Annotated in this window: 11 protein-coding genes; 7 read left to right on the top strand and 4 right to left on the bottom strand. The window is 35.0% G+C overall.

All coding sequences use genetic code 11. The features are described 5' to 3' along the window. Positions 1-525 precede the first annotated feature (525 nt). Positions 526-1,161 carry a xanthine phosphoribosyltransferase gene (gene xpt / locus JAZ75_RS20615; RefSeq protein ID WP_232789282.1) on the bottom strand — a complete coding sequence of 212 codons (636 nt, stop codon included), beginning with the start codon at positions 1,159-1,161 and terminating at the stop codon, positions 526-528. Positions 1,162-1,417: 256 nt separating this feature from the next. Beyond that, positions 1,418-1,795, bottom strand: a complete 378-nt coding sequence (locus JAZ75_RS20610) for a hypothetical protein (protein WP_208698092.1) — start codon at positions 1,793-1,795, stop codon at positions 1,418-1,420. Positions 1,796-2,140: 345 nt separating this feature from the next. Here JAZ75_RS20610 and JAZ75_RS20605 point away from each other — a divergent pair, with 345 nt between their 5' ends. Then, on the top strand, positions 2,141-3,085 hold the full coding sequence (locus tag JAZ75_RS20605) for an SGNH/GDSL hydrolase family protein (protein ID WP_208698090.1): 945 nt from the start codon (positions 2,141-2,143) through the stop codon (positions 3,083-3,085). A 69-nt stretch (positions 3,086-3,154) separates the two neighbouring features. After that, complete coding sequence (locus JAZ75_RS20600; protein ID WP_208698088.1) at positions 3,155-4,405, top strand: MFS transporter; 1,251 nt, start codon at positions 3,155-3,157, stop codon at positions 4,403-4,405. Positions 4,406-4,617: 212 nt separating this feature from the next. Here JAZ75_RS20600 and JAZ75_RS20595 read toward each other — a convergent pair whose 3' ends face one another. Together JAZ75_RS20595 and JAZ75_RS20590 are read right to left on the bottom strand one after the other, a co-directional pair. Continuing rightward, positions 4,618-5,442 (bottom strand): YncE family protein, encoded by an 825-nt coding sequence (locus JAZ75_RS20595; protein ID WP_132768351.1) that lies wholly within the window; start codon positions 5,440-5,442, stop codon positions 4,618-4,620. 106 nt (positions 5,443-5,548) lie between these two features. Next, the gene (locus JAZ75_RS20590; protein WP_208698086.1) at positions 5,549-6,952 is read right to left on the bottom strand and encodes an MFS transporter; all 1,404 of its coding nucleotides are present in this window, start codon (positions 6,950-6,952) and stop codon (positions 5,549-5,551) included. An 83-nt stretch (positions 6,953-7,035) separates the two neighbouring features. Between JAZ75_RS20590 and JAZ75_RS20585 the strand changes: the two genes are divergently transcribed. From JAZ75_RS20585 to JAZ75_RS20565, 5 genes are all read left to right on the top strand, one after another. After that, complete coding sequence (locus JAZ75_RS20585; RefSeq protein WP_132768348.1) at positions 7,036-7,404, top strand: winged helix-turn-helix transcriptional regulator; 369 nt, start codon at positions 7,036-7,038, stop codon at positions 7,402-7,404. A 562-nt stretch (positions 7,405-7,966) separates the two neighbouring features. Next, a complete protein-coding gene (locus tag JAZ75_RS20580; protein ID WP_232789281.1) occupies positions 7,967-10,384 on the top strand; it encodes a TonB-dependent receptor in 2,418 nt (805 codons plus the stop codon). 939 nt (positions 10,385-11,323) lie between these two features. Continuing rightward, positions 11,324-11,827, top strand: a complete 504-nt coding sequence (locus JAZ75_RS20575; protein ID WP_208698084.1) for a hypothetical protein — start codon at positions 11,324-11,326, stop codon at positions 11,825-11,827. Between the two features lie 502 nt (positions 11,828-12,329). Next, positions 12,330-15,737 carry a SusC/RagA family TonB-linked outer membrane protein gene (locus JAZ75_RS20570; RefSeq protein WP_208698082.1) on the top strand — a complete coding sequence of 1,136 codons (3,408 nt, stop codon included), beginning with the start codon at positions 12,330-12,332 and terminating at the stop codon, positions 15,735-15,737. Positions 15,738-15,766: 29 nt separating this feature from the next. Next, complete coding sequence (locus tag JAZ75_RS20565; protein WP_208698080.1) at positions 15,767-17,725, top strand: RagB/SusD family nutrient uptake outer membrane protein; 1,959 nt, start codon at positions 15,767-15,769, stop codon at positions 17,723-17,725. The last annotated feature ends 10 nt before the right edge of the window (positions 17,726-17,735 follow it).

Here is a 17,735-nt window from a genome sequence, read left to right as displayed (position 1 = left end):
ATAATTATTATACAGATCTCTTATCTTTCAGCATAAATCGCTCTTTAGCCATCTGTAATCATCATCATATAAGCCATTTAATAAAAATGCAGATTATAGGAGTTTACTTCTTATCAACAATTTTGAAGGGGATTTTGTTTCATTTAAAAAGACGTATTTATTTGTAAATTATTGATAGACTAGAATTAGTAGATATCAAAACCTGTTTGTAAAATTTATTTTGATATTGATTTACAGAAATGTAAAATATTGAATAAAAGTATACATATGATAAGCTTTGAAAGTATCATATAAACAATTTAGGATTTTAATATTAAGTATGACTAGAAATACTTTTGATTGTTTAAAACAAAGATGTAGTGGATTTCCGCTTCATGAGAAGAAGGACTAAAATGATTTTCACAAGTTTAAAAATGAGGCTATAGTGTTAAAACTAAAGCCTCTTAGTATTAATGATGAATGTTGATCCCCATAGCCGGATGCTATAGCGTTATGCAAGAAGATTAAATTAGAATGAGGTAATTTTTAGTCTTCAAACTCGATAAGATTATCACCTAATGTTTTAATACGTGCGAGAGATTCTATTTGAATATTTAATTCTTGTAGGCGCTCATTTCCCTTTTGAAAAGATTTTTCAATAATAAATCCCATACCCAGCATGGTGGCTCCAGCTTTCTTTACCAGTTCATAAACTCCAATAGAAGCATTTCCGTTGGCTAAAAAATCGTCGATAAAAACTACCTGGTCAGTTTTAGTTAAGAAGTCAGTACTTACACATATATCATATGTTTTATCTTTGGTGTAAGAATAAACTGAGGCCGTTAACATATTATTCATTGTTTTCGGAACAGCTTTTTTGACAAATACCACGGGAAGTTCTAATAAATATCCAAGCATTATTGCAGGAGCAATGCCACTTGCTTCAATCGTTATAATTTTATTAATTGGTAGATGCCCAAAGCGACGGACAAACTCTACACCTATAGATTTCATAAGAATAGGGTCCATCTGATGGTTTATAAAACTATCAACTTTTAATATTCCGCCTTCAAAGCTTTTACCATCCTTTAAGATTCGGTCTTTTAGTAATTTCATGTTAAAATAATAATGCAAAGCAAAGATAGTTGAACAAAATGAAAACAAAGCCACTTTTAGATTCATCTTTGTTTTCTGTTTTAGCTCTCTTGTTTACAGATACTATTTAAATAGAACTTATTTTTAGAATTGCTATAAGTAATATTTCATCTTCTTTAATTGCATTAAAATTTAATAATGCATATATCCTTTTATAAAAATAGCTGGAAATTAATTATTAGTCTCAGTGGAGATATCTGAAATATTGGGATTTCATGTTGTTTCAAGAATGCTTCAAATGTAGCGGTGCTTTTTTGCAAAGCATCTTAATCTACTTGTTTAGTTATAAATCACAGTTAGTTATATTGTTATTTTCTTTATGCCAGTCGTGAAAACAAAAACGGCATTGCTTTGCTGTTGGTGTCCGGGCTAGCTTGTGGCATTTTGGACAATAATTGAAAACGATATCCAGGTGGTGGTCTCGCAATATGCGGGTTGCCGTATTTTCATTGAATTTTTCTAAACCATTGTTAAGAAGACTCAATACGGTTTGATCCTTTGTAAGCCATCCGGTCTTCAGGTATATTCGTTGCATTTTCTCTAAATTTTCACTGCCATCTAGTTTTAGCGTGGAATGAGCATGTTTATATGCAAGCTTCTCTTCGGGCGACATCAGATCGAGATAGTAGGTAATAATATAATCCTGAATTTCCTTGTTCATAATAGTAAGTTAAATATGCGATTTGACAATCGCAAAATCAACATTAAATTTTTCTGTTTTAAGTCCTGGTCTAAACCGAGGAAATTTTTAAGAGCAAAAGCTCATTTGGTTAATTCCATCAAACTTTTTAAAAGTACTAAATGGTGATTAATATTGTTTTTAAACTTCAAAAATTGGAGGATTTTAATCAAAAATAATCTATTAATTACCAGCCAATATATTATATTTAGTCTCTGGACATAGAATTATCAGATCATATTCTTTAAATTGTTTAAACATCATAATTTTAATTTGAAAATAGCAAAAATTTTTAACTTACAAAGTTCCCTGATAAATATACCACTTATGAAAAATTATTCTCTTTTAATAATTGTTAGTTTTTTTTGTTCGATTTTAGTTGCGCAACAAAAATCTAATTCTCTGTTGCATTTGAATCGAGCCGAAAAGATTTTATTTCTTGGAAATAGCATAACTTATGATGGTCGATATGTCGCGATGATAGAAAGTGTTCTTCTAAGTAGTCATTTTATAAAAGGTACTGCAATAATTAACCTTGGGCTTCCAAGTGAGACTGTTTCTGGGCTTAGTGAGGACAATCATGCGAACGGTGAATTTGCAAGACCATGTTTATTCGATCGGTTGGAAAATATATTGCAGAAGATCAAACCTGATGTTGTTTTTGCATGTTACGGAATGAATGACGGCATTTATCTCCCTTTTGACAGTGTGCGTTTCAAAGCTTATCAGGACGGTATAGAAAAATTATATACGGAGGCGCTTAAAAGTGGTGTAAAACGGATTATATTGATTACACCGCCCGTTCATGATGATCCAGATCTTGGTCTTGACGGATATAATCAAGTATTGGATCGATATTCAACTTGGCTATTAGAACAGCGGAAGAATAAAAATTGGGAAGTTATAGATCTTCATTTTCCCATGAAAAAATACTTAGAATCCAGAAGACGGATTGATCCCACGTATAAGCTGGTTCCGGATGGTATACATCCAGAGCAGGAGGGACACTGGTTGATGGCCAGGTCAATTATTTCCTATCTTAATCCTACATTTCCGCAAGTGATCAAGTGGGATGAGTACCTTGCTAAGCATACTTATTTACCCAAGTTGTATGAGGCTGTTCTTAAGAAACAAGAACTAATGAAACTAGCCTTGCTGCGCTATACTAAGCATAAAAGACCTGGCATTCCCTCTGGCTTGACCATGGAACAGGCTAATCAGCAAAATAAGCATTTAGAAAAACAAATTTCATTATTGATTAAACATGATTAATTATTTAATATAATTAGGAGAATTCGGTGGTTTAAAATTTCTTATCTTTATATAGATAAAAGAAGTAATATGGGACTAAAAAAAGTATCATCAACCAGATTATATGTTATTGCATGGATATTTGGACTTTTATTTTATTTTTTAGATTATGTTATCCGTTCATCTCCTGCAGTCATGTTACCCCAATTGGCTGAACAATTTAACGTAACATCGGTTAATCTTATTAGTATTATAGGCACCTACTATTACACCTATTCTATCGTTAGTTTATTGGCGGGTCTTGCTCTTGATAAATTTGGAGCTAAATATTCTTTGTTTACAGGTACATTGATTTTATGTCTTGGTTGCCTGCTTTTTGTACTCTCCAGTTCTTTTGCGGGTAATGCCGGCAGGTTATTACAAGGCGCTGGCTGTGCATTTGCCTTTCCGGGATGTGTGTACCTTGCTTCAAAAGGATTTTCTGCGAAGTCGCTAGCTACTGCCATAGGATTTACACAATGTGTAGGTATGCTTGCAGGCTCTGCTGGACAGTTTGTTGTTGGACCGTGGGTTGAAAAAGGACTACAAACGAGCGATTTTTGGTTAGGAGTTGGTTTGATCACTATCGTAGTGGCTTTCGGCCTGTTACTTATTATACCGAAAAATGAAGATAAAAATGCACCTGTGAAAACCATAGATTCAAAAGGTATTTTATGGCCCTATAAGGTTGTTTTTTCTAATCCTCAGTCCTGGTTATGTGGTTTGATATCAGGGTTATTGTTTGCTCCTACAACGATATTTGCCATGACCTGGGGTGTGGCTTTTTTTCAGGAGGATAAAGATTTTAGTTTTCATGCTGCAACAATTGCAAGTGCCATGATTCCTATGGGATGGGTACTAGGTTGCCCGCTATTGGGTTATATAACGGATAAAATTGGTGCGCGCAAGCCAGTTCTTTTAGTTGGTGCTATGGTTATGATTTTAGCAATTGGCCAGATTCTTTTTCTTCCAGATCTGATATCTGTATATACTACTAATTTTATATTTGGTGTTGCTTCAGGAGCTGCAATGATTCCTTATTCAGTTATTAAAGAGTCTAACCCAGATGAGGTTAAAGGTAGCGCTACGGGAGCGATGAACTTTATAACTTTTGGTGTAACTACGCTATTAAATCCTATATTTAGTAAGTTTTTCGGACAAACGCTGTCTTTAGGAATAAACAAATCATCTCATTTTCAATCGACAGGATTATTCTGGATAGGGGGTATAATACTAGCTATTATCTTAACGTTTTTTCTTAACGAAACTGGACAGAGAAAAGTCACGAAGTCATCGTTATAAATTTTAAAACTTAACATGTCTAGTGCAGCTTGTACACTTATAGCGTATTTTTTTATAAAGCACTTAAATCGACGATAGATCCTTTATCAGATGTATTTTTCATATACTTTATCTAGGCAAAATTATTTTATTGATCAAAAAAAACAAACTATAGTTGTTTAAAGTAGTTGCAAACAACTATAGTATTATTAAAAAAGGTGTAATAAAATATGTTATTTTAGTTGATAAGCAGCAACGCTCTTTTTGAAAAACGTAGGTACATAAACGATCTTCTTGATAGGATCATAACCGATATCTGCTGTATTTTTCTTTTCTGTTGTGCTATCTAAAAGTAATTCTGATTTGCCATTAGCATATACATAATAAATGTAGCCACCCCAACAGGAATATACGAAATCTCCATTGCCGACTGGCTCAATACCATCTCCTCCACAAGGTAGTTCTGCTAAAGCTGTGATTTCTTTCTTTTCATTAGCTTTAAGTAATTGTTTATCACCACCGGCGATATAAAGATCTTTACCAATCGCCTTTAATCCATTGACTCCATTAATATTTTCAAGATAAATACTTGGTTTATTATTGATGATCTGATGAATTTTTTTTGTTCGTGTATCTGAAACATAAACTACACCTTTGTCACTTACAGTAATATCGTTTAAAAATACGGATTCGGAAATTGGAATTTTACGAAGTATTTTACTAGAAGGTATGTCGATAACTACAACATCAGTTATATCTGCAGCATAAAGTGTATTACCGTGCTTAGCTAAACCTTTTGGTGCATGAAGTCCGCTAATCCACTCTAGGTCCATCACTTTTCCATTCATGTCCAATTTGCCGATACCGCCGATTCCATCTTTTTCATCAGCACTGTTTCCCATGATTGACACATATAAAATTCCGGATTCCGTATCGGGTAGCACAGACTCAGGTAGATTGATAATGCTATCTGTTTCCCATATTTTATCAAGTTTGTGTTGGGCATTGGCAGAGAACCCTAATAGTAAAGCTAGTGCTAGATTGAGTGATTTTTTCATAATTACTTTTGCTTCAAAATGGTTTAAATGTTTAAAATAAATAAAAAATTGTAAATTACGAAGTCTTATTTTAAGCAGATTAGTGATCGAAGTTTTTTTCCCTTCATTATTTTTGTTTTCTGTATGGTAAGAGCGAGATAAAAAAAATCACAAATGTTAATAAGGTAATCGAAGTGAGAGTTGCTATGCTGTAAGCATGACTTACGTTTTCTATATCTAAAAGTATTGTATTTTGATTGTGAAAGTAAATACCCACTACTAATGCAATACCCATACAGATAGAAACCTGCTGAATGGTGAGGTAAATGCCGGATGCAGTACCGATTAAATCAGTCTTGATATCCTTCAATGCCATTGTCATAAGTGAAGGTAGTACAGTACCGCAACCTAAGCCGTAAAAGAAAAATAAGATATGGATCTGATGGATGGTTATTGTAGGTTGATTATAAATATACAAATGCGCTATTAAACCTACAACCATGATTGCTAATCCAAATAAAATAACTGATTTTCCATTTTTTTGAACATGTTTGCTTACAATAATACTCGCTAGGACGTATCCGATGCCTTGATATACAAATGCGATACCCGTCATGGTAGGTGTAAAGTTTTTGTTAACTTGCAAATAGTTAGAATTGATAATGAAATAAGCATCCTGTACCATATAATAGCTAAATGCGGCCCCTAGACCTATATTGAAGGTTTTGTTTTTGAATAATGAGAAATTGATAAGAGATGAAAGTCCATACTGTTCTCGTTTTTTTTGTTGCTGCAGAAATGTAACTAAGAGAAAGATTGAGACAATAAGTAGCACTATGGTCCATACAGGCCAGTGTAACTCAGGCCCCAGAATAAGGGGACAGATTAATCCAATCAATAAAACAAACAGTTGGATGATGGGCGTGTAACTGACTTTTGCTTTAACATCAGGTTTAAAAGAAGGAATAATGATATAAACTAACAATTGGGCCAATATGCCTACAGGGATATTTACTAAAAAAATCAACCTCCAACTGTCACTCATCCAGGACTGATCGGGCAGGATACCGCCTAACAATTGCCCGAGTACGGATGCTATACCAGCTATACTTCCATAAATACCAAGTGCTAGAGTGCGTTTTTCTTTTTGTTTAAAGAGTGAAGTAACCAACGCAATTCCCTGTGGGACCATAATACCAGAACTTACGCCCTGTAAAAATCGGCCAAGCAGTAAAATAATGATATGATTAGAAAAGCCACATATAAATGACGAAATCGTGAATCCCAGCATGCCGATGAGGTACATCTTTTTTCTGCCATAATAATTACCCGCATTCCCGGAACTGATGAGCAGACTGGCATATCCAATGACATAAAGAATAATGATCCACTGAGTATCGCTGGTACTGAGTTGCAGCGATTTCTGCATGGTTGGTAAAGATACATTAATAACGAAGAGATCGACCACAAATAGAAATATGCCGGCAGAGAGCACGGAAACTTTGAGTAAATCGGTAATTTGGAAACGCATATCAATTGTTTTTAGTAATTTTATCGATCAAATTTAAGCGTGATAATTAGTGATATCAAGTAGTTCTAAGATGCATACTTAGTATGGTTTTATGCACTAATGCTCAGTATAAGTGGCTTATGGAAGAAAAAAAAATCAAAAATTCGGAAAGTTGTTGCGATGTCAACGGAATTTTTAAAATTATAGGTGGAAAATGGAAGGTATTGCTAATTAAAACCATCGCACAGCAATGCCCAAAGCGTTTCGGCGAGTTACGAAGAGACATGGAAGATATGGCCCAGACAACATTAACGTTGCAGTTACGTGAGCTTGAACGTGATGGTATCATCTGTAGACAAGTTTATCTCGAATCACCGCCACGAGTCGAATACAAATTGAGTGAAATGGGGAAAACGATTCTGCCGGTTATCGACATGTTGGATGAATGGTGGGAAGCCTATAAAATGAGATAAGCAGGTAATCTATCGTTGATTAAAATGCGAGCTTGCGTAACCTTTTATAATTCAGTGGTCATCACCATAGTGAGGTCAGTAGTAAACTTCATATCGATAATTTTAAGGGTTTTAATTAAAATCTGTTAAATTATAGCTTCCAATGTTTCAATTTTAGTACAGTCACAATACCTGTATTGACGTTGATTGAAAATATGCCTCTGCTATTTTTATAAGGAATTCAGTTTTCTAGGTAGGCACTAATGAAAAGCTTGCCTTATACTTTTCTAGATATAGCTGAGGTGTCGCTGAAACTCTGATAAATAGAAGGTTCTGTATGACAGTATGATTTGGATCGGGATAATAAGTACCATAGAAAAATTTAATCTGAGGAATAAATATAATTTTAAATTTTGTTGAAGCAATTTAAAAACCGTCTTTTAGTAAAGTAGGAGCAGGTTTATAAGCATGTTCTCACTTTTTTTAAAAATCTCCAACTGTATTACTAAATAAAAGAGAAAATAATTATCTCTCACTGTTAATGCAATTATGTTGCATTAACAGTATTGTTTTATACCTTTGCATGAAAATATATGTAAAACAAGGTATGATGACCTCAAATAATACTATTGCTTATCCTCTTTTCATCGCATTTTTACTATTCTGTGCGGAAAGTTCGGGACAAATTAAGACTCCTCTTGACACTTTGAAAAATATAAAACTTCCAAGTGCACAGGTTATAGGCAAAAAAACAAACAATATTCGTCGCGTAGAAATTAATAGACAAAAGCTAGATCAGATCCAGACACAAACTTTGAGTGCGAGTCTCAGTCATATTTCTGGTGTGCAAAATGCTTCTTTTGGACCAAATTCTGGAAGCGTTATGATTCGGAGCTTAAGCGGTAATAGAGTAAAAATACTTAGCAATGGAATTTCCATGCATGACCTTTCTGGGATGAGTCCTAATTTGAATGTCAATCTGGATATGGATAATTTAAGTGGTATTGATATTTATAAAGGTTCTGCAAGTGTACGATATGGTGGCAAGGCAATAGGTGGAGCTGTTGATCTCAAGGATAATACCGTTCCACAGTCATTACTTTCAAAAAAATCGTTAGGAAGAGCAATTGTTGAAATTGGAACTAATAGTGGTAATCGCCAGGCCTTACAAATTGCCGGTAATCTTGGGAAACACTGGGTTTGGAATATAGGAGGAATGAATCAGAGTCATAAAAACCTGAAGATTCCCGCAAATACAAAAGCTCCTATTGCGTACGACCCGACTATCGATCACTTGACAGAAACAATGGCACAGGTACACGTAGATAGGGTAACTATCCGCAACCTATCCTTATATCCGTATATAAGTCAATTTGTAAAAAACCATATGAATGACCCCGATTGGGGATTGTCCGAGGCCGATCTTTATACTTTTCAGCAATACTCGTTTATTGGTGGTAAGCAGGTTCCTAATCCTACTAATGACCAATACATTGCTGGACAGGACCCAGCAACAGCCCTTTACACACAAGTTGTTCACGGTATAACAGATTATGTTCCGGTTACTCATGGAATTATGCCTAATAGTCATGCTGAAAGCCGCTCGGTTAATGTTGGGAGTAGCTTTATTAAAGAAAACTACAGCGTGGGAATTGGTTACCGGGCTCTAGAAGGTTATTATGGTGTGCCAGGATTTGCACAAGCGGCAAAACCAAAACATAGTCATGATGTTGTTTTGCCAGCTCCAATATATGAACCCGTCAATACCCGTGCTTGGTCACATATCCTATCAATGGAAAGCGCTATTAAACCATCTTTTTCACAAATCACGGAAATAAAATTTAATTATTCGATGCAATTTGCTGATGATCGTGAACTTGTCGGTATTTATCAGGTGAACAAATTTAATACACGTAGACATACGACAAGATCAGAACTACTTCATCAGTTCAGTAAAGATTGGACAGCTATAAGTGGTTTAGATTTTTCATCTATACGGATGGATGGGGTAGGGGAACAGAAATATCTTCCCAACAATCTAAGTAGAGAATTGGGAGCTTTTGTATTGCAGAAATATGAACATAATTTATTTACAGTCAATTTCGGTTATCGTCATGACTGGGTGGCTAGACGTGTTCTTTCTGATAACAGTTACACACCCAGTAGAGGCATGGCCGGTGGAAAATTGACACCAAGAGATTTTGATCTGAATCAGTTTTCTGGTGATATTCGTTATCATCTATTAAATATTGCTTATGTTCAGGCGTCATATTCTCATGCTGAGCGTGCTCCAGAGGTCAACGAACTGTATGCGGGAAATGACCATTTTGCAATTTTGGTAGAGGAAAATGGAGATGATCGTTTGAGTAAAGAAACGGCAAGATCTTATGAGCTTGGTACGGGATTAAATTTAGGTGGGTTCCATCTGGCAGCAACATACTTCAGTAGCAATTATGATAATTATATTTACCTCGGTCACACCGGTATATCTCGTTCTGGCGGTTTTCTGGTGAAAGAGTGGCGTGCTTCTGATACAGAAATCAAAGGATGGGAATTGGAAGCTTCCTATAATTTTAAATGGAAAGATAAACATAGTTTTGAGTTAAATACTTTTGCAGATCTTGTCAAAAATAAAAATACTGCTGATGATAAAATGCGTACTTGGGCGGAGGGTGACTATATGCCTAATTTGCCAACAAGTAGATATGGCGTATCTACTACGATGACTTTGAACAGTTTTTACTGGAATACAACTTTTGATCATTATTTAAAGCAACGCTACCTTGGGAAAAATATAAATCTTGAGCCAGCGATGCCATCTTATTCATTACTCGCCGCACAAGTTGGTTATTCTTTTAAAATTAGGGAGTATGTTTTTACATATTACTTATCGGGTCATAATTTGCTAAATGTAGAAGCACGCCCTCAAAACTCATTGTTGAAATACCTCGCGCCGCTTCCTGGGCGTAATATTTCATTAGGTATCAAAATACAGTTATAGTCTAGGTTGGATTTTTTTTGATTACGATATTATATTGTTTTAAACCCTCTGACGCTACTAGTTATGTTTACGACATAAAACATCGAAAATATAATTATAAGCTTTCCTGTGACCTGTGTTGAGGTTAAAAAAAAGGACTTTAAATTTTTCAAATGGAATTTACTTGCATCAGAGGGTAAAGTATTTTTATAGCGGAGTAGATGGTGATAGGTGAAGTACTGGCAAAGTATCTAAATTAAATGGATGAACTTGTCTTTCGACCACATATTTTTTTGTTCAAAATAACATTGGCAAATCTTCTTATTATACATATTTTAAATATGGATTTTAAAGGGATTCATAGTGCTTTTAATAACATGACTTAAAAATGAAACACAAGTATTTGTGATTATATCTTATTGAAAATAAGTTAGTTTATCAATTAAACTAAAAATGTTAGCTATTTTAATTTCTCTTTTTAATCTCATTTATTAGAGAAAATGAGATTCCGGATACTAAATAAATTAGTTCAATTTTTGAGTGCAAAAATCCTTCTAAAATTAATTTGAAAAATGAAATAAAACTAAAATAATTAGTATAATATTAAGGTGTGAATTTGTCTTTTTTAACCGCAATGTCGTTGCTATATATTTTAGTATTCGTTTATTAATGGATTTATGTTCATGAATTTTATAGAAATTATTAAATCTATGATAATTACATATAATGATGAAAATATAGGAAGATAATAGAATTGTAGCTTGGTCTCGATGTCGTGTAGTAGACTTGTACATTGGACTTTAAAAAATTTTCTAAGTAAAAATACATTTAAAGGTGGTAAACTCTTTATTTATTATTATAAATACCTGTTTTAATGATAATTGTCAAAAGAAAGCACATTTATTGCTTCCATTATAGTAAAATAGTGACAACCCAATATTTATCATTAATTCAAATCGTATGCAAGCACATTCAAAAACATACTCAATTATCATAACTATATTTTTACTTTTTCAAAGTTCGGCTGTTATTTCGCAGGATTATAAAGATGAGCATATACTGAGGGACATTGTTTTTATGAGAACTGAGGGGCTGGTGATGACACAGTTGATGGAAAAACACAGTAAGAATAAGGATATACTTGTATTATGCAAACAGATCAGAAATTATTATAAAAATACACAACCGATATTGGTCGACATTATCAAGGGTAAAACCATTGATCTAGATCAAAATCAGTTTGAGCAGATCTGGAAAGCAGGAGAGAAATCTTTTTTATATTACAGTGATGAGTCCGAAAGTAAGTGGAACAAGTTATTTTTGGAACATATTAATGCAAGTATCAATGCTTATACCAAACTTCTTCGGGAAAGACAAGATGATGATATCGCTTATTTTACTTTCAGAGCTTTACCAGAACTAGTCAATCTTGCAAAAGCATATAAGACTTTAGACATTAATTGATCAATTTGTAATAAATCTATTTATTACAAAATTTCGGAAAGTGATTTTCGAAATTTTTTTTTGGGGGCTTTTTTAGCTTTAAAATTCCTGTAATATTTAAAATGTGAGAATTAGCGGGGGAATTCAAAAAAATATATAAGTGAATGTATAATGAATCATTAAAAAGAATTCACGTTAATACTGCCTTATTCGCGACAGGATATGTACATTTTATAAAGAAAAGATAACAATTTCTTAACCTCAGTACTTTACAATAGCTAAACACAATTGATATATTTGTTGATATTTTGTGTTTTAAATTTAATATTTGTAAACTTTAAACAAATTGAGTATTATTGTTAAATCATCTTTTTAATAAAAAGTATTAACCACATTAAATCTAATATAAATAAACAGCTTATGGGTAGATAAATATATATAATGATAAAGGAGATGCGACAACATCTCCTTTTAAAGGAATCAAAAGAGTTCGAGTTTTTTAATTAACCTTATTTTTTCAAATATGAAAAATATTTCTCTCGTAAACAAATGGGAAGGGAAGTTTATTGCCCCTATTGTTCGAGTGTCAATAGTGTCGAGTGTGCTATCTCTAGCCCTCATCTTTTCAAAAAATAATGCATTTGCCATCACTGCTATTGATCAGAATAACTTGTTATCGCCTATCAATAAGCATCTATCATCAAAGGCCCGCCGCCCATTACAAAATTTTAATGTGAAAGGTACTTTAAAAGATGAGCAAGGAAATCCGATCGAAGGAATCAACCTAACCGAAAAAGGTACGAAGAATAGTACCAGGACCGATGTAAAGGGTAATTTTCAATTTAAGGTGAGTAACAGCAGTGCTATTATCGTTATCACAGGGGTGGGTTACACAACAAAAGAGATAACCGCTAAAGACTTATCCAATATTACGATGGTGATTGCTAAAAACCTATTCGAAATGGATGAAGTAGTGATTACAGCTTATGGGAAAGTAAAGAAAAGCAGTTTAACAGATGCGGTAGCTACTGTAAGTGGTGAAAAATTAGCAAACCGTCCAATTCGTAATGTTGCTGATGGCTTAATCGGTCTTTCTCCAGGGTTGAACATCAGAATGCCGAGCGGCGCTCCAGAAAGCAATCCAACATTAAATATCAGGGGATTTACCGCTATCAATGGATCTGCTTCACCTCTCGTGTTAATTGACGGAGTAGAAAGACCAATTCAGGATGTTAATCCGAATGATGTTGAAAGTATTTCCATATTAAAGGACGGTGCTTCAACAGCAATTTACGGATCTCGTGCTCCCTATGGGATTATTTTAATTACCACAAAGAGTGGTAAATCTGGAAAGATGTCCATTACTTATTCCGGAAATGTGAAGATCGGTAAACGAGTAACTTTTCCAACCCAACCAAATTCTCCTGATTGGGCCAGATATATCAATATGGCGCAAAAGAACGGTTGGCCTGATGGAACAGGAACAGATGGTGTTGATGCTATTACGATTCAAAGAATGGAAGCATGGCTTCGGAAAGACTGGAATGACCCCTCTTTCGATGAATTGCGGGCACAGTTTGGAGATAAGGCACAATTGTACATTGAAAACGGTCAGTTTCCAACAACAAATGCTGGTTTTAAGAACTGGACAAGAGAACAGTCTTTTGCTACCACAAAGCTTTATGATGCTTATTTAAACAAATCGGCGGTTAGTAGTCAGCACAATGTAAATTTAAGTGGCGGAACAGACCGTGCACAGTATTTCTCCAGTTTTGGTTACAATGGAACTAAAGGATTATTTAAGGGAGATCTTAATAATAATACACGATATAATCTGCAGTCAAAGTTGAATTATAAAGCGGCTGATTGGTTGGATTTGAGGACTGATGTAAGCTATGTTTTGCAACAAAGTAAAGGTCCAAATTACAGAGCGGGCTCTGCAACAGATGCTGGTTCGGGTAGCTCAATAGCTAATTATGGCGATATTTTTGGTAGCATGATGCAATATTTTGCAACTCCTCTAAAAGTGCCGTCTGGTAATGCTTATTCATGGATATTAGGTGCTGCTGGAATAATGGGTGAGGGTGGTTCAATAACCAATGAGCGTAATGATATTGTCATGACAGGAGGAGCGACTCTGAAGCCATTCAAATATTTTGAAATTAACGGAGACTATACTTATAGGGTCAATAATTCACAATTTACCAAAGTAGATAAAGTCGCATATACAGAGCTTCCAGATGGAACAAAAATTCAAAATAATCGCTCTGCAAATATTAGTAGCATCGCTAAGTCTAGTGGACTTCAGAAATATCAATTCGCTAAATTAAATGCACAGTACAGTAGGAATTTTGCAGACAAACACAATGTTTTAGTACAAGTGGGTATGCAGGCTGAAGAAAATAATTATCAGTCTTTGAGCGGCAGTAAAACGGATCTTTTTGCTCAGGATGTGATCGAGGCGTTGAATGCCGCTGCAAATAATCCAGTAGCGGGTGATAATATGTATGAGTGGGCAACTTTAGGATATTACGGTATTGCGAGCTACGATTATCAACAGAAGTACATGATCAAATTTGCAGGAAGAAAAGATGCTAGTTCTCGTTTCTCTCCCGAATCACGATGGGGATTTTTCCCATCAATATCTGGTGCATGGAATGTGGCTAAGGAGTCATTTTGGCCTTTAAAAGACATTATTAGTGAATTAAAACCTCGTGTATCATGGTCAACATCAGGAGATTTGACCTCTGTGGGATCAAGTAACTACTATACCTACCTACCCACACTTGGATTTTCTGTAAATAAAAATACGCTTTTAGGCGGTAATTTTTCGAATGTAGCTAGTGCTCCTGGTTTAGTGAGCTCTTCACTAACATGGGCGAAACCAACAGTCCTCAACCTTGGACTGGATGTAACCACTTTAAATAGGAGATTAAATATTACCTATGAATGGTATCAACGTAGGATTATTAATCAGATGGGACCCGCAAATCCTGTCTCAGCAGTATTAGGTACGGGTGCTCCACAATTGAATAATTCGGAATCTGAAACCAGAGGTTGGGAATTGAGTATTGGTTGGAATGACAAATTTCAATTGGCAAATAAACCATTTACATATGATGTGAAGTTTAACATGAGTGATTATATCGGATATGTCACCAAGTATTCTGCAAATGCTAGTGGTGCCCGAAGCGGAGTTTGGACAGTAGGGGAACTATTTGGTCAAAATTATATGTATCAGGCCGATGGAATAGCTCAGAATACTGCAGACTTAAGTGGTAAAACTCTTACTGGAGAATATAACTATCCTGGATATTTAACCTATAAAGATTTAGATGGTGATGGTTATATTGGATCTGGAACAGGAGGTTTTTGGTATAGTAAGGGTGATCAAATAAAAAATGGCTTTAATTATCCCCGTAAATCTTACTCGATTATTCCTTCATTCTCTTGGAACAATTTTAATTTTTCAGCTGTCCTTGAGGGGGTCATGCATTGGAAAATATTTACAAGCTCTGATTGGGTATGGGGAAGTAGTGCAGGTGGCGGTGGTACTGCATATTTCTACACTCCAGCATTTGAAGAAAGTACCAAGCTTGGTTATTGGACACCAACTAATAAGGATGCTTTCTTTCCAGCTTTAAATACCAGTAGAACCTTAGCTTCTGATCGTTATACACTCAACTTAGCCCATCTAAGGGTACGTAATATAACGATTGGTTATGATCTTCCACAAACAATTTTGTCTAAAGTGAAATTGAAACGTGCAAATATTTATTTCAGTGGTGAGAATCTTGGATTTTTATATAATAAATCATTTATAAAGTATGATCCTGAGCTCCTGAGTAATCTTGGCGGACTTTTCTCAGCGAGTACAAATGGGTACCCTCCATTGCGCTATTTTTCATTGGGTGTTAATTTGACTTTGTAATCTCATTTTTTAGAAATTAAAATATAAATATGAAACCTCATAAACAATTAAATAAATACCACAAAATGATGATGTTTGTATGTGTGGTACTGACGGGTTCTTGTTCTAAAGATTTCTTAAACAGAGATCCATTGACATCAGTCAATTCGACTAATTTTTTCAAAACAGCATCTGACCTTCAGATTTACACTAATGGATTGTATTCCAAACTTGCACCTCAATATAATACGATGGGCGGGAGTGGTTCTGTTAGTGGCGGAAATAGTAATCTTGGGTTGGATTTAAATACAGATGTGATGATAATGCAGACTTCGGTGACGGCAAGCTTGAATAGATGGAGTACGGCTTCTACAGCACCAGATGTCAACAGCACATGGGACAATGGTTACGTTGGTCTCCGTAATGATAATTACTTTCTTCATTATGCAAATTTGAATGCTGAAAAGACAGATGCAGCAAAGCATTATATCGGTGAAGGATATTTCTTTAGAGCTTGGGACTATTTCAATTTATTGCAAAACTTCGGTGGAGTACCCATAGTTAATGAACTGCTTACGGAACAGGATACGGATAAATTATACAAACCGAGATCTTCCCGATACGAGGTCGCTAAACAGATAATAAGTGATATCGATTCAGCTATAGATCGATTGCACTGGAAAGGTGAAGGTCAAGCTGCAATGGCTGGTCGATTAAATAAAGAGGCCGCATTAAACTTAAAAGCTAGAGTTGCCCTGTATGAAGGAACTTGGGAGTATTATCACAATAAAAAAGGTACACCATTTGCTATGACCGGTCAAGATGGTGTAGAGTTTTTGAAATTGATTGAACCGACTGTAAATATATTATTGAACCGTCATGGTAGCCGTATCTTTACGATGGCAGGTGACAAAGAGATGGCATACAATCAATTGTTTTCTCAAAAGGATGCCAGTAACATAGATGGTGTTTTTCTTTATAAAGTCTATGATGCCTCTAAGCTAGCTTACAGTCACAATTTCTTTTTTAAAATAAAGGATTTTGGTCATTCAATAACTAATCATCTGGTTGATATTTATTTAAGAAAGGATGGCACGCCTCAGCCGCTTGGACAGAATTATACACCTTCATTAAACGATTTGGGTAATAATTTGGATCCGCGTTTTAAACAGACGGTCTGGACACCAGACCGAGGTCCTCAAAATAAATTAACAGGACGAGGCGGAGATGGCGATCCGTTTAGATATCCATTTATAGCCCATCAGGCTCCCTATACTGAAGGTTTTACATCTACGGGGTATCGTAATTTTAAAGGTGCTGTATTTGCACAAGAAGCCACAAAAGGCGAGACTGATGATATCTTGATGCGGTATGAAGAATCTTTATTGGCACTTGCTGAAGCGAAAGCGATTTTAGGAAGTATTACGCAGTCAGATCTGGACAAAACCATTAATGTAATGAGAGCAAGGGTGGGAATGTTACCGATGCAAATGAATGCTGGGGTAGGTACCAATTACAATGAAGAATATGGTTTCGACAAATCCGAATCTGCTCTAGTTAATGAAGTTCGGAGGGAAAGAATGGTAGAATTGGCTTTAGAAGGTTATAGACTCAATGATCTGAAAAGATGGGCCGTGTATGAAAAAGTTATCAATGGATATCAGCCCAAAGGAGCTTTGTTACAAGAATATTTGGATTATTATAACAGAACACCAGAACAGTTTTCCTTAGATCAAGGTAATAACCCTGCACTGTATAGTCAGATTAGGAAAGATGGCTATGTAGTAGAAAAATATGAAAATAGCTTCAAACTTACAGTAGGATCTAATGTGTCGCGTTTCCCTGATGGAAGTATCAATCCTTGGTTTAAGGTAGCTGATTTTTTAAGTGGCGGACGCGGATTGTATATTGATAAAAATAGAGATTATTTAAATGGTATTCCGCTAAAACAAATAATGCTCTATCAAGTAAATGGTGGAACACTTGGACAAAATCCTGGATGGAACTAATCGGATAAAT

The organism is Sphingobacterium sp. UDSM-2020, assembly GCF_016132525.1.
Classification (GTDB): Bacteria; Bacteroidota; Bacteroidia; order Sphingobacteriales; family Sphingobacteriaceae; genus Sphingobacterium; species Sphingobacterium anhuiense.
This window is presented reverse-complemented; position numbering and strand designations above follow the sequence as displayed.

What these genes read in the sequence shown, in the direction of transcription:
- xpt (WP_232789282.1), bottom strand. Translation starts at nt 1,161, where the DNA reads ATGAATCTAAAAGTGGCTTTGTTTTCATTTTGTTCAACTATCTTTGCT.
- JAZ75_RS20610 (WP_208698092.1), bottom strand. Translation starts at nt 1,795, where the DNA reads ATGAACAAGGAAATTCAGGATTATATTATTACCTACTATCTCGATCTG.
- JAZ75_RS20605 (WP_208698090.1), top strand. Translation starts at nt 2,141, where the DNA reads ATGAAAAATTATTCTCTTTTAATAATTGTTAGTTTTTTTTGTTCGATT.
- JAZ75_RS20600 (WP_208698088.1), top strand. Translation starts at nt 3,155, where the DNA reads ATGGGACTAAAAAAAGTATCATCAACCAGATTATATGTTATTGCATGG.
- JAZ75_RS20595 (WP_132768351.1), bottom strand. Translation starts at nt 5,442, where the DNA reads ATGAAAAAATCACTCAATCTAGCACTAGCTTTACTATTAGGGTTCTCT.
- JAZ75_RS20590 (WP_208698086.1), bottom strand. Translation starts at nt 6,952, where the DNA reads ATGCGTTTCCAAATTACCGATTTACTCAAAGTTTCCGTGCTCTCTGCC.
- JAZ75_RS20585 (WP_132768348.1), top strand. Translation starts at nt 7,036, where the DNA reads ATGGTTTTATGCACTAATGCTCAGTATAAGTGGCTTATGGAAGAAAAA.
- JAZ75_RS20580 (WP_232789281.1), top strand. Translation starts at nt 7,967, where the DNA reads ATGAAAATATATGTAAAACAAGGTATGATGACCTCAAATAATACTATT.
- JAZ75_RS20575 (WP_208698084.1), top strand. Translation starts at nt 11,324, where the DNA reads ATGCAAGCACATTCAAAAACATACTCAATTATCATAACTATATTTTTA.
- JAZ75_RS20570 (WP_208698082.1), top strand. Translation starts at nt 12,330, where the DNA reads ATGAAAAATATTTCTCTCGTAAACAAATGGGAAGGGAAGTTTATTGCC.
- JAZ75_RS20565 (WP_208698080.1), top strand. Translation starts at nt 15,767, where the DNA reads ATGAAACCTCATAAACAATTAAATAAATACCACAAAATGATGATGTTT.